This is a genomic window from Arthrobacter arabinosi (assembly GCF_054511115.1).
The window spans coordinates 67,947-81,550 of sequence record NZ_JBTNDF010000003.1; the positions used below are offsets into that span (position 1 = coordinate 67,947).

10 protein-coding genes are annotated in these 13,604 nt (G+C 72.4%); 7 read left to right on the top strand and 3 right to left on the bottom strand.

What is annotated here, in order from left to right; genetic code table 11:
* The first annotated feature begins 22 nt into the window (after window positions 1–22).
* From coaA to ACX80P_RS08190, 5 genes are all read left to right on the top strand, one after another.
* Window positions 23–1,000 carry a type I pantothenate kinase gene (gene coaA, locus ACX80P_RS08170; RefSeq protein WP_459277595.1) on the top strand — a complete coding sequence of 326 codons (978 nt, stop codon included), beginning with the start codon at window positions 23–25 and terminating at the stop codon, window positions 998–1,000.
* Between the two features lie 2 nt (window positions 1,001–1,002).
* Window positions 1,003–1,833: a M15 family metallopeptidase gene (locus ACX80P_RS08175; RefSeq protein WP_459277596.1), complete on the top strand. Its 831-nt coding sequence runs from the start codon at window positions 1,003–1,005 to the stop codon at window positions 1,831–1,833.
* 177 nt (window positions 1,834–2,010) lie between these two features.
* Window positions 2,011–3,414, top strand: a complete 1,404-nt coding sequence (locus ACX80P_RS08180) for an MFS transporter (protein WP_459277597.1) — start codon at window positions 2,011–2,013, stop codon at window positions 3,412–3,414.
* A 4-nt stretch (window positions 3,415–3,418) separates the two neighbouring features.
* Window positions 3,419–5,602, top strand: coding sequence for a molybdopterin oxidoreductase family protein (locus ACX80P_RS08185; RefSeq protein WP_459277598.1), 2,184 nt, complete (start codon window positions 3,419–3,421; stop codon window positions 5,600–5,602).
* Window positions 5,599–7,134: an FAD-dependent oxidoreductase gene (locus ACX80P_RS08190; RefSeq protein ID WP_459277599.1), complete on the top strand. Its 1,536-nt coding sequence runs from the start codon at window positions 5,599–5,601 to the stop codon at window positions 7,132–7,134. The genes ACX80P_RS08185 and ACX80P_RS08190 overlap by 4 nt, the downstream gene beginning before the upstream one ends.
* A 22-nt stretch (window positions 7,135–7,156) precedes the next feature.
* Here the strand turns inward: ACX80P_RS08190 and ACX80P_RS08195 are convergent, their stop codons facing one another.
* From ACX80P_RS08195 to nirB, 3 genes are read right to left on the bottom strand one after another with little or no spacing between them, the layout of a single operon-like run.
* Window positions 7,157–8,278 (bottom strand): uroporphyrinogen-III synthase, encoded by a 1,122-nt coding sequence (locus ACX80P_RS08195; RefSeq protein ID WP_459277600.1) that lies wholly within the window; start codon window positions 8,276–8,278, stop codon window positions 7,157–7,159.
* A complete protein-coding gene (gene cobA / locus ACX80P_RS08200) occupies window positions 8,275–9,381 on the bottom strand; it encodes a uroporphyrinogen-III C-methyltransferase (protein ID WP_459277601.1) in 1,107 nt (368 codons plus the stop codon). The genes ACX80P_RS08195 and cobA overlap by 4 nt, the downstream gene beginning before the upstream one ends.
* 2 nt (window positions 9,382–9,383) lie before the next feature.
* Window positions 9,384–12,059, bottom strand: a complete 2,676-nt coding sequence (gene nirB, locus ACX80P_RS08205; RefSeq protein WP_459277602.1) for a nitrite reductase large subunit NirB — start codon at window positions 12,057–12,059, stop codon at window positions 9,384–9,386.
* 249 nt (window positions 12,060–12,308) lie between these two features.
* Between nirB and nirD the strand changes: the two genes are divergently transcribed.
* Together nirD and ACX80P_RS08215 are read left to right on the top strand one after the other, a co-directional pair.
* The gene (gene nirD, locus ACX80P_RS08210; protein WP_459277603.1) at window positions 12,309–12,671 is read left to right on the top strand and encodes a nitrite reductase small subunit NirD; all 363 of its coding nucleotides are present in this window, start codon (window positions 12,309–12,311) and stop codon (window positions 12,669–12,671) included.
* 48 nt (window positions 12,672–12,719) lie between these two features.
* On the top strand, window positions 12,720–13,517 hold the full coding sequence (locus ACX80P_RS08215; RefSeq protein ID WP_459277604.1) for a sirohydrochlorin chelatase: 798 nt from the start codon (window positions 12,720–12,722) through the stop codon (window positions 13,515–13,517).
* Window positions 13,518–13,604: the final 87 nt, after the last annotated feature.

Here is a 13,604-nt window from a genome sequence, read left to right on the forward strand (position 1 = left end):
GGCCACCGGGCAGAATCATCGGGTGAATGACAGAGGCACGGGCACGCAGCAGGCCACCGGTGCGGAGTCCTTCACTCCATTCGTGGAACTCGACCGCCAGATGTGGTCGCGCCTGTCCAACGAGATCCGGAGCCCCCTGAACGCCGAGGACGTCCAGCGCCTGCGCGGCCTGGGCGACGCCCTGAACCTCGACGAGGTGCGGGAGGTCTACCTGCCTCTTTCCCGCCTGCTGAACCTCTACACGGCCGCGGCCGGCCAGCTCCACGCGGCGACCAACACGTTCCTCGGCGAGCGCACCACCCGCACGCCCTTCGTGATCGGCGTCGCCGGGTCCGTGGCGGTGGGCAAGTCGACGACGGCGAGGGTGCTGCGGGAGCTCCTGCGGCGCTGGCCGGACACACCCGACGTCGCCCTGATCACCACGGACGGCTTCCTCTACCCGAACGCGGAGCTCGAGCGTCGGGGCCTCATGCAGCGCAAGGGCTTCCCCGAGTCCTACGACCGCCGGCGGCTCCTGCGCTTCGTCAGCGAGGTGAAGAGCGGGGCAGCCGAGGTGCGTGCCCCCTCGTACTCGCATCTCACCTACGACATCGTGCCGGGCCGCGAGGTGGTGGTGCGCCGCCCCGACGTCCTCATCGTGGAGGGCCTCAACGTCCTCGCACCCGCGCGTCCTCGCCCGGACGGCATCACGGGGCTCGCGCTGAGCGATTTCTTCGACTTCTCCATCTACGTGGACGCGAAGACCTCGAACATCAAGGAGTGGTACATCCACCGCTTCCAGTCGCTGCGCTCCGGCGCGTTCGCGAACCCGCAGTCCTACTTCCACCGGTACGCGGCCCTCAGCGACGAGGAAGCCCGCCGGACGGCCTCGGGCATCTGGGAGCGCATCAACGAGCCCAACCTCGTGGCGAACGTCCTGCCCACCCGCGGACGGGCGCAGCTGGTGCTCACCAAGGACGCCGACCACTCGGTGCGCCGCATGCTCCTCCGGAAGACCTGACCGTGCGCGTCCTGCCGCTGGTGACGCTGGTCGTCCTCGCGGTGACGCTCGCGGCATGTTCCGGGCCGGGCCCCGCGCCCGATGCTCCCTCCGGCGCGGCGTCGAGCACCGCCGCCTCGACGGACCCGCCGGCCGGAAGCCTGCCGGCTCCGCCCCCGCGCGAGCCCCGTCCCGCCGGAAGCGGTCCGGCGGCGTCACCCACCGCGGGTGCGTCGGCCGCACCCCGCACTCCGGCCGCGACGGCGCACACCGACCCCGCCGCCGTGGACGTCGTCGTGAACAAGCGCAGGCCCCTGACACCGCTGGATTACGCGCCCGCCGACCTGCGCCGCCCGGACGTCGCCGCGCCGACCAGCTTCGATCTCCTGCGCCCCGCTGCCGCGGCGGCTGTGGAGGAGATGTTCGCCGCGGCCGCGGCCGACGGCGTGGGCCTCGTCCTGGTCAGCGGCTACCGGTCCTTCGCGGACCAGGAGTCGACGTACGCGTACTGGGTGGGCCAGTACGGCGACCCGGCCGGCGCGGACACGGTGTCGGCCCGCCCGGGCTATTCGGAGCACCAGACGGGGCTCGCGTTCGACCTCGCGCAGGCCGATGGTGCCTGCACCCTCGTCCTCTGCTTCCGGGACACGCCCGCCGCGCAGTGGGCGGCAGCGCACGCCGCCGATTTCGGCTTCATCCTCAGGTACCCGCTCGGGTTCCACGAGATCACGGGGTTCTCGGCCGAGTCCTGGCACTTCCGCTACGTGGGTAAGGACGTCGCCCTGGCGATGAGGGCGGCCGGCACGCAGACCCTAGAGCAGCACTTCGGCCTGCCTGCCGCGCCGTCCTACTGAGCATGCCTCCTCGCCCGGCTTCCCGCCCGGACGGCAGTCCGCCCGCCCGGTCTCCTTCACAGTGCGCCCCGGCGCCGGATAGGTGAACGTCACGAAGCGTTTACGTGGCGCGCAGGGACCGGAAATGCGCGCTGACTAGCTTCAGGGAAACGCAGGAACCATCCCTGGAGGACCCGAGTGAGCATCGACGAAGCAGCATCCCCCACACTGGCCCCGGCGCCCGCCGCGAGCGCGACGCTCACGCACCGTCCCGGCCGGTGGATCGACAACTGGGACGCCGAGGACACCACGCAGTGGGACACCGTCGGCAAGACCATCGCCAGGCGCAATCTGCAGTGGTCCATCGCCTGCGAGTTCCTCGGGTTCGTGGTCTGGCAGCTCTGGTCCATCGTCGTGGTCTACCTCCCCGCAGCGGGCTTCACCTTCACGACGTCGCAGATCTTCTGGTTGATCTCCATGCCGTCCCTCGTCGGTGCGTCCCTGCGCATCCCCTACACCTTCATGGTGCCGAGGTTCGGCGGTCGCAACTGGACGATCATCTCGGCGCTGCTGCTGCTCGTCCCGTCCATCGGGCTCGCGCTCTGTGTCTCGAACCCGGACACCCCGTTCGGCGTGATGCTCGCCGTCGCGGCCCTCGCCGGCTTCGGCGGCGGCAACTTCGCGAGCTCGATGGCGAACATCACCTACTTCTACCCGGCCCGCGAAAAAGGCTGGGCTCTGGGGCTCAACGCGGCCGGTGGCAACCTCGGTGCCGCCGTCGCCCAGCTCGTGGTGCCGATCGCCGTCGTCCTCGGCGCCGCGGCCGCGCTGAACCTGCCGATCGCCGGGTTGATCTGGATACCGTTGATCCTGGTGGCTGCCTTCGGTGCGTGGAAGTACATGGACAACCTCTCCAACGCCAAGAGCGACATCGCAGGGTCCCTCGCTGCGGTCCGGGAGCCGCACCTGTGGATCATGGCACTGCTGTACATCGGCACCTTCGGCTCCTTCATCGGCTTCGCCGGCGTCTTCCCGAAGCTGATCGTCGACTCCTTCCCCGACTTCTCCACGATCTCCATGGGCCCGGTCACCCTGGGGCTGGCCTTCCTCGGCCCCCTGGTCGGTTCGCTGGCCCGGCCCTTCGGCGGGCGGCTCGCGGACCGCTTCGGCGGGGCGCTCATCACGATGGGGGCCTTCGCGGTGATGGCGGCCGTCGCCCTGATCGTGGTCTGGACCCTCCCCCTCGGCATGTTCTGGCTCTTCCTCGGCCTGTTCCTGATCCTCTTCGCTGCGGCCGGTGCCGGCAACGGTGCCACCTACCGCATGATCCCCGTCATCTTCGCCCGACGCGGCGCCGCAGCCGGCTCCACCGAACTCCGCGAGTCGGTCAGCACCGCCCGCAAGTCCGCGGCGGCCCTCGGCCTCATCTCGGCCGTCGGCGCCTACGGCGGGTTCTTGATCCCCCAGGTCCTCAACGCCTCGAAGGGCGCCTCGGGCAGCTACGACGGAGCGTTCTACGGTTTCGTAGCCGGCTATGTCCTGATGCTCGCCGTCACCTGGTTCTTCTACCTGCGCCGCTCGTCGACGCTCGGCAAGGTCTGATCCGATGCCGGAGCAGGCCGGGACCGCGACGCACTGTCCCTACTGCGCGCTGCAGTGCGCGATCACCGTCACGGCGAACCACGGGCACGTCCACGGGGACGCCGGACAGCACGACGACGGCGCCACGGTCACCGGCCGCGACTTCCCCACCAACCGCGGCGGGCTGTGCCGGAAGGGCTGGTCCGCCGCCGACCTGCTGCGCCACCCTGAACGCCTCACCGCTCCCCTGCTGCGCGGCACGGACGGCGTCCTCCGCGAGGCCGGGTGGACCGAGGTGCTGAACCTCATCAGCGAGCGTGTGCGGAGCATCCAGGCCGAGCACGGCCGGGACGCCGTGGCGGTGTTCGGTGGTGGTGGCCTCACCAACGAGAAGGCGTACACCCTCGGCAAGTTCGCGCGCCTCGCACTGCGCACGTCCCGGATCGACTACAACGGCAGGTTCTGCATGTCCTCCGCAGCCGCCGCCGGGAACCGGGCCTTCGGCCTCGACCGTGGCCTCCCCTTCCCCCTGGAGGACCTCGGTTCGGCCTCGGTGGTCCTGCTGCTCGGCTCCAACGCCGCCGACACCATGCCGCCCTTCGTCCAGCATCTCCGGGGGGCGCAGGCGGCAGGCGGGCTGATCGTCGTCGACCCCCGCCGCTCGGCGACCGCGCGCCTCACCGAGCAGGGCAGGGGCCTCCACCTGCAGCCCACCCCCGGCACCGACCTCGCGCTCCTGCTCGGACTCGCGCACGTGGTGGTCGCCGAGGGCCTCGAGGACCGCTCCTTCCTCCAGGCCCGCACGCGCGGGGACGACGACGTGGCACGGGGCCTCGCGCGCTGGTGGCCCGAGCGCGTGCAGGGCATCACCGGCGTACCGGCCACCGCGATCCGCGCTGCGGCGAGGCTGCTCGCCCGCGGTGCGCACAGCGGGGCGCTCGGCGGACCGGGTGCCTACATCCTCACCGGTCGGGGTATCGAGCAGCACGCCGACGGCACCGACACCACCACGGCAGCGATCAACCTCGCGCTGCTCCTCGGCCTGCCCGGGACGGCAGCGAGCGGGTACGGCACCCTCACGGGCCAGGGCAACGGGCAGGGTGGGCGCGAGCACGGGCAGAAGGCGGACCAGCTGCCGGGCTACCGCAGGATCACCGACCCCGCCGCCCGCGCCCACGTGGCCTCCGTCTGGGGAGTGCCCGAGCAGGCCATCCCCGGGCCGGGCCTGCCCGCCGTCGAACTGCTCGCTTCCCTCGGGGAGCCGGACGGCACCCGCTGCCTCTTCGTCCATGGAGCCAATATCGCGGTCTCGGCCCCCGACGCCTCGAGAGTCATCCGGGGCCTGGCGTCCCTCGACCTCCTCGTGGTCTCCGATTTCTTCCTCTCCGAGACCGCCGCCCTCGCGGACGTCGTCCTGCCCGTCCTGCAGTGGGCCGAGGAGGAGGGCACGGTGACCAACCTCGAGGGGCGGATCCTCCGCCGTCGGCCCGCGGTCGCCGCACCCGCCGGTGCACGTAGCGAGCTGTGGGTCATGCAGGAGCTGGCGCGCCTGCTCGACGCCCCGTCCCTCTTCAGCGAGGACCCGGAGACCATGTTCGACGAACTCGCGCGGGCCAGCGCCGGCGGCCCGGCCGACTACTCCGGCCTCGACTACGCCGTGCTGGACGGCGACACCCCCGCCTACTGGCCGTACCCGAGCGGCAGCACCGGCACCCCCCGCCTCTTCCTCGACACATTCCCCCAGCCCGGCGGACGAGCGGTGCTGGTGCCCGTCGCACCACGCGTCGATGCCACGGGCGCCCGGATCCCCGCACCGCTGCTGCTCGCGACGGGCCGCCTCCTGGAGCACTACCAGTCGGGCACGCAGACCCGGCGCGTCCCGGAGCTCCTCGCGGCGCAGCCCGGCCCCCGCCTGCAGCTGCACCCCGCCACGGCACAGGACCTCGGTGTGGGCCAGGGCGACGCCGTCGTCATCAGCAGCGCGCAGGGCGAAGCGCACGCGGTCGCGGACCTGACCGGCGACATCCGCCAAGACACGGTCTTCCTCGCCTTCCACTACGCCGGTCCGGGAACCGCGAACCGCCTGACGGGCAGCTCCACCGACCCGGTCTCGGGCATGCCGGAATTCAAGACCACCCCGGTCCGGGTGGCCTCACTCAGGGACCACGTGCAGCGAGCGGTCGGGGAACAGCCGGAGGTCTTCGCATGAGTAGCAGCACGCCCGGGCCGGAGCGGATCGTCGTCGTGGGCTTCGGCCCCGTCGCCGCGCGGCTGATCGAACACCTCGAGCCACTCGTCGCCTCGGGGACGGCCACCGTCACCGTGATCGGCCAGGAGCCCGAGGCGGCCTACAACCGGGTGCTCGTCGCGGACGTCGCCGTCGGCCGTACGCCCGAATCAGCCCTCCGGCTGTCCGATGCCGCTGCGCTGACCGCACTGGGCATGGAGGTGCGGCTCGGTGCACGCGTGGTCCGGGTGGACCGGCCGTTCCGCCGTGTCCTGCTCGACGACGGCGGGGCCGTCGACTACGACCGTCTTGTCCTCGCGACCGGGTCACGTCCCGTCCTGCCCCGGCTCGCGGGGGTCGACGGCGACTCCCTCCCCCCTGGTGTCGGCTTCCTCCGGGACCTCGCCGACGCGCGGGCGCTGTCCGCCGCGATGGCCGCCCAGGAGCGCATCGTGGTGCTGGGCGGTGGCATCCTCGGCCTCGAGGCCGCCCTCGCCGCTGCAGAGGAGGGCGCCCGGGTCACCCTCGTCCACACCGGCCGTGCCCCCATGGAACGGTTCCTCGGTGAAGGCGCGCGGGTGCTGCGCGCGGCACTCGTCCGGGCCGGCATCACCGTGGTGGGCGCCGCCGCGACGGCGATCACCCTGACCGACGGCCGCTTCTCGGGCCTGGTCCTCGAGGGCGGCACGCACGTCGACGGCGGGGCCCTCGTCCTCGCCTGCGGCGTGCGTCCGCGAACCGAGCTCGCCGACGGGTGCGATCTCAAGACCGCCGCCGGCATCCTCGTGGACCACGGACTCCGGGCTCTCGACACGCAGGACATCTGGGCCCTCGGTGATTGCGCGGAGGTGCGCTGCTGGGCACCCTCCTGCGCGGCCTGCTCCGGCACCACCACGCCCCAGGGCCTGATCGGCCCGGGCTGGCAGCAGGCCGACCAGCTCGGCCTGGCGTTCACCGCCGAGCTGACCGGCACCCCCGCCGCCGCCGCCGGCCCGCCCGACCGGCGCGACGCCGTCCTGGTCCTCAAGGCACGCGGTGTGGACGCCGTCACTGCGGGCGAGACCGGCGCCGATCCATGGTCGGTGGACCCCGGCCTCGCCGTCGCGGTCTGGACGGACCCGGGCCACGGGCGCTACGCGAAGATGGTCACCCGTGACGGCGTCCTGACCGGCCTGGTCTGCGTCGGGATGCCGCGGACCGGCGCCGAACTGGTCCTGCTCTTCGAACGAGGGAGCGAGCTCCCGGCCGACCGGTCGAGCCTCCTCCGCCTCGACAGCACCGAGGGGGCGGGAGCCGCCCTGCCACCGGGGCCCGATGCCACGCTCTGCCGGTGCGCGGGAGTCACCCGGGGCACCGTGGAGGGCTCCGTCCACGCCGGCTGCGCGACCGTGGTCGAGGTCTCGGCGGGTACGCGGGCAGGCACGGGCTGCGGAGGTTGCCACGACGACATCCGGGCCGTGATCGAGCAGCACTTCGCCGTGGCGGGCGCACCGGTCGCACCGGTCGCCCCGTGAGGAGCCGTGGGGACGGGCGGGCCTACACGTGGAGCCGGTAACCGCGCTTGACCACCGTCTCGACCAACCGTGGATCCGGCAGGCATTTCCGCAACCGGTTCACGTTCATGTCCAGTGCGTGGCCGGCCCCCGTGTGGTCGAGCAGGTTCGTCAGGGCATCGCGGCCGAGCACGGCACCGCGCGCGGACATCAGCGCCTTGAACAGCACGAGCTGCGCGGGGGCGAGATCCACCTGCACCCCGTCGACACGCACGGCCCGTCCCCGCACCTCGACGTACCCGGCACGCGTGGCGAGCTGATCCACGTGATGCTCGGCGAGGTGATCGCACACCAGGCGGATCAGTGCGCCCATGCGGAAACGCTCGGGGACGATGGGCGCGATCCCGGCGTCGAACAGGGGCTGGGCGGTCACGGGACCGACGGCGGCGGCGACGACGCTCCGCTGGAAACGACCGATCAGCTCCTCCTGGAGGCCCTGCTCCGCGGCCGTGCTGAACAGGGCGTCGACCGCGGGCGCACTCGTGAAGGTGACGCAATCGAGCTGCCCGGTGCACACGGCGTCGATGAGGCGTGGAAGCCGCTCGGACCCCTCCGGCTTGATCCAGCGGTAGGGCGTGACGGTGAGCAGGGTGGCCCCGGCCGAGCGCAGCCGCTCCAACTGGTGGGCGTCCGCGTAGGCATGCAGCTGCACGCCGATGGTCAGGCCCGCCAGGTCCTGCTGCAGCAGCTCGTCCACGAGGGTCGCGGTGGTCTCGTCCGAACTGATGCCCACGTCGTCGAGCCCTGCCGCACGTACCGCTCCCCTGGCCTTGGGGCCGCGCACGTAGATGCGGCCGCCGCCGAGCACCTCCAGGAGGTCGTCCCCCAACCCTGCCGCGTCCGCCGCCTCGAACCAGCGCCGCATGCCGTAGGCCGTGGTGATGATGAACAGATCGGGCCGGGCCGCGACCATGTCCGTGGTGTCGGAGAGCAGGTCCACGTCCTCCGCGATCGGCGCGATCTTCAGGGCGGGCGCATGGAACACCGAGGCGCCCCGCCGCTCCAGGGCGTCGATCAGGTCCCCCGAGCGGCGATCGGACGTCACGCCGATGCGGAAGCCGGCGAGCTGTCCACCGGCGGGGTCGCCGCGCAGGACCTCCGTCATGATGCGAGCGACGCGGTCAGGCGGGCGAGGTGCGCGGCGCCGCCCTGCAGGTCGAGGCCCACGCGCACCACCTCCCCGATCACGAGCACCGCCGGTGACTGGCAACGCGCGGTACCCGCCGCGGTGATGATGGTCGAGAGCGTCCCCGCCGTCGTCCGCTGCGAGGCGCTGTAGCCGCGCTCGACGACGGCGACGGGCATGTCCGGCCGCATGCCGGCACGGCCGAGACCGGCGACCAGCTGCGGAAGCGTCGAGACGCCCATCAGCACGACGACGGTCCCGCCGAGTCCCGCAAGGTGCAGGTGCTCGTCGTCGGTGAGGGGAGCATGGCCCGAGACGACCGTGAACATGTGACTCACGCCCCGATGGGTCACCGGGATGCCCGCGGCGGCCGGGACGGAGATCGCCGAACTGACGCCGGGGACCACCCGGCAGGGAACCCGTGCCTCGAGGCACGCGCCGAGCTCCTCGCTGCCGCGGCCGAAGACGAAGGGATCACCGCCCTTGAGCCGGACCACGTGCTGCCCGGCGAGCGCGTGCCGGACCAGCAGGTCGTTGATGCCGGACTGCGGAACCCGGTGGTGGCCGGGCAGCTTGCCGACGTCGATCAGCTCCGCGGCGGGGGCGAGCTCGGCCAGGGCCTCGGTGGGCGCCAGCCTGTCGTACAGCACGACGTCGGCCTCCCGCAGTGCTGCCGCGGCCTCCAGCGTCAGCAGCCCGAGCGCACCGGGCCCACCACCGATCAGCGTCGCGTGCCCGGCGCCGACGGCGGCGGCCTCCCTCGTGAACAGGACACCGGCCCGGCGGCATCGATCCCGCAGGGCGTCGCCGCCGCCATCCCGGTCCCGCCCTGCCGGCATCGATCGACCGGTCCCGCACCGAGGGGTCGCTGCACCCTTCGACGCCGGTCCGTCCTGGTCCCCGTTCTCCACGAGGACCACGAGGTCGGTGGCGGCGAGCGCATCCTCGGCCAGGGTACCCGCGCCGTCGACGCGTCCGACGTCCGCCCCGGCGGCGCGGTACCGCGCCACGACCCTGCGTGATGCCCGGTCGGCCCCGACGACCACCACCCGCTGCCCTGCCAGATCGATCTCTAGCTGCATGGTCAGCCTTCCCTCAGTGCTGGGGTCCCGGACGTGGCACGCACCGGGATCGATGATCCGAGGCCGGTGCGCCGTGCCTGTGCCTCGATCTCGGCGGGTGTGGCCGGGCGGCGCTGGCCGCGCTCCTCGACGAGGACGATCGACTGGTCCGCGGCGTCGGGTGCGTTGACGAAGGAGCGGAACCGCCGGAGACGGTCGGGATCCTTGAGCGTCGCGGCCCATTCGTCCTCGTAGTGCTCCACGTGCCGTGCCATCGCCGCCTCGAGGTCCGCACCGATACCGAGCGAGTCGTCGACGACGACCTCGCGTACATGGTCGAGGCCGCCGTCGAGGTCGTCCATCCAGCGGGCCGTCCGCTGCATGCGGTCCGCGGTCCGGATGTAGTACATGAGGTAGCGGTCGATGTAGCGGATGAGTGTCGCGCCGTCGAGGTCCTGCGCGAGGAGCTGTGCGTGGGCCGGCTGGAATCCACCGTTGCCGCCCACGTAGAGGTTCCAGCCCTGGTCCGTGGCGATGACGCCGACGTCCTTGCTGCGCGCCTCCGCGCACTCGCGGGCGCAGCCCGAGACGCCCATCTTGAACTTGTGCGGTGCCCGCAGTCCGCGGTAGCGCAGCTCCAGGTCGATGGCCATGGCCACGGAGTCCTGCACGCCGAACCGGCACCAGGTGGATCCGACGCAGGACTTCACGTTCCGCAGGGCCTTGCCATAGGCCTGACCGGACTCGAATCCGGCGTCCACCAGGATCTTCCAGATCTCGGGGAGCTGCTCCAGGCGGGCTCCGAAGAGGTCGATGCGGAGCGCCCCCGTGAGTTTCACGTACAGGCCGAACTGCTCGGCGACCTGGGCGATGACGGCGAGCTTCTGCGGCGTGATCTCCCCGCCCGGGATGCGGGGCACCACGGAGTAGGTGCCGTTGCGCTGCATGTTCGCGAGGGCGCGGTCGTTGGTGTCCTGCAGGGTGCCACGGCCGCCGTCGAGCACGTATTCGCCGCGCTGGGTGGCGAGGATCGAACCGATGGCGGGCTTGCAGATGTCGCAGCCGTGACCGGCCTTCGCCTCGTCGTCCGCACCGAAACGCTGCAGGATGTCCTGGTAGGACGCGAGGTCGAGCGCCTGGACGGCCTCGAAGAGCTCCGGCCGCGACATCGCGAAGTGCTCGCAGAGGCCCCGCGACACGGTCCGGCCCGCCTTCGTGAGCTCGCTGTCCAGCAGCTTCTTGAGCATCGGGACGCAGGAGCCGCACTGGGTGCCGGCGCGCGAGCACGCCTTGAGCGACGGCATGTCGAGCGCGGGTCCACCCGCCGTTCCGTCCTCGGCGACACCGTGGACGGCGGAGCGGCAGGCACCGGCGGTGACGTTGTTGCACGAGCAGAGGATGACGTCGTCGGGCAGGTCCGACGGCGGTGCCTCCCCGCCGCCCGCGGACGAGAGGTACGCGCCGGGCTCGGCGGGGAGTTCGCGTCCCAGCAGCGGCCGGAGTGCGGAGTAGGGGGCGGCGTCGCCGACGAAGATCCCGCCGAGCAGCGTCTTCGCATCGTCCGTGACCACGAGCTTCTGGTAGAGCCCGCGGGCGGGGTCCGCGTAGACGATCTCCAGGCTGCCCTCGGACCCGGCAAGCGCATCCCCGAAACTCGCGACCTCGACGCCGGAGAGCTTGAGCTTGGTCGCCGTATCGAAGCCGGGGAAGGTCGAGACCCCGCCGAGGATGCCGTCCGCGCAGACCTCGGCCATGGCGTTCGCGGGCGCCACCAGCCCCATGCTGACGCCCTCGTAGCTGGCCACCTCACCGATGGCCCACACGCCGGGCATCGTCGTCCCGCAGCCGGCGCTGATCACCACGCCGCCCCGGGGCGCCACCTCGAGTCCTGCCTCGCGGGCCAGTTCGTCGCGGGGGCGGATGCCGACGGCGAAGACCACCAGGTCCGCGGGGAGCACGGCGCCGTCGCTGAGGCCCACGGCCGTGACGCGGCCGTCGTCGTCCGTCTCGATAGAGGTGGGCGCTCCGCCGCAGTGGATGCCCAGGCCCTTCGCGGCGATGAGGCGCCCGAGTGCCTGACCGGCTCCCTGGTCGAGCTGCGCGTTCATGAGCCAGCCGGCGCGATTGACCACGGTGGACTCGGCGCCGAGCTGCTGCAGGCCGCCGGCGGCCTCGAGACCGAGGAGCCCGCCACCGATGACGACCGCCCGCGGGGTACGCCCGAGGTCGTCCGCCAGCCGGGCCGTCTCGGTCCGCAGCCACTGCACGTCGTCGAGGGTGCGGTACACGGCAGCCTGCTCGCCGTTGGTCAGGGGCAGGCGCACGGCGTCGGATCCGGTGGCCAGGACCACGTCGTCGTACGTGTACCTCGCACCCGACGCCCCGACGACGCAGCGCGCTGCGAGGTCGAGGCGCAGGGCGCGCTCCCCCGTGACGAGGCGGATCGCCGGTTCCCGCCACATGAGCGGCTCACCGAGCGCGAGATCGACGTCGCCGGTGAGGGCAGTGCTGAGCGCCACGCGGTCGTACGGGGCATGGACCTCCTCGGTGAGGACGGTGATGTGCAGGCCGTCCGTGCCCCGACGCCACAGCGCCTCGACGAACCGGTGGGCCGCCGGCCCGCCTCCGACGACGACGATGCGCCGCCCGGCAGGTCCTGCGGGGCCCTCGGCGGGCCGTGATGATCGCGTCTCGCTCATGGGTGCCTTCCGTCCGGACCTGGTGGTCCCGCTTCTGGCTCCAGAGTACGAACGCGCAATGTCCCCCGTGTGTCGCGGATGTATCGCAAGGTTAACTTCGGGCTCACGGCCGCCCGCGCGCCCGGTGAGCTTGAAGTTACCCCGACGCAACAGCGCCGGGACGCAGGCGACACCTGCGGTGCCTAGCCTCGAGGTGTAAGGCACCGCCACCTTCGACCGTCCCTGCCGACCCACTGCGAGGAGAACGCCATGACCGAGCTGATCCTGCACCGTCCTGCCCCGGCCGGGACCACCTGGCTCCCGCTCTGCCGACTCGACGACCTCGAGGAGTACTGGGGGGAGGCGGCACTCGTCGACGCCGAACAGATCGCCCTGTTCCGGCTTCCGGGGAACAGCCTGCACGCCGTCGGCAACATCGACCCCCGCACCGGCGCCGCCGTCATGGCCCGCGGCATCGTCGGCTCCCGCGGCGCGGCTCCGACCATCGCCTCGCCCCTGCACAAGGAGGTGTACGACCTCTCCACCGGCGCCTGCCTCTCCGGTGGCGCCGGGCTGCGGGCGTTCCCGGTCAGGTGCGTCGCCGGCATGGTCGAGGTGGGCCTTGCTCCCTGAGCCCGCGGCGCTTCGGCCCGCCGTCCGGTCGATGCTTCAATGGCTTCCATGACCGAGCACCTCGCGCCCTCCGGGACACCTGTGCTCATCGCGTGCTCGCACGGCACCGACAACGCGCAGGGACGCCGTGAGATAGACGCCGTCCGGGCCGGCATCGCGGCTCTTCGACCCGAGCTGGACGTCATCGAGGCCTACGTCGACGTCCAGGAGCCCGACCTCGTGGACGTCATCGCCTCCCTCCCGCCCGGACGCCCCGCGGTCATCGTCCCGCTGCTGCTCTCGGTCGGGTACCACATGAAGGTGGACATCGCGCGGGCGGCGGCCGGCAGGCCCGGCACCACCCCGGCGTTGCCGCTGGGCCCGGATCCGCGCCTGGCCGGCGTGCTGCAGCAGCGCCTCGAAGAGGCGGGCGTGGCGGACGGTGCCGCCGTCGTGCTGGCCGCCGCCGGATCCTCGGACGCATGCGCTGCGGAGGACGTCGCCGAGGTGCTGGCCGTCCTCACGGAACTCAGGACCGGTCCGGTGCGGCCCGGCTTCGGCTCCAAGGCGAGGCCGTCCGTGCCGGACGCCGTGTCCGCCGGCCTGTCGCGGGGCGGGCCCGTGGCCATCGCGTCCTACCTTTTGGCTCCCGGGTACTTCCACGATCAGCTGGCCAAGGCAGGCGCCGACGTCGTCAGCGCACCCCTGCTGCCGAGCCCGGTGATCGCCGAGATCGCCGTGGCTCGGTACGACGACGCCGTCGCCCGCCTGCTCGCCACGTCCTCCCCGAGCGCTGCGGGCTGCGACCGGCCGTGCCGCGCGCAGGTCTCCTCGTGTGTCCGGGGCGGTGCCGCCCTCGTGGGCTGACGGCGCTTCGCCGGGTCCTGGTTCGGCCTCCGTCGAGCGCTCCCCCTGCGTCCGGGGCCTCGCTCCCCGCCGCCGGGAGGACGACAA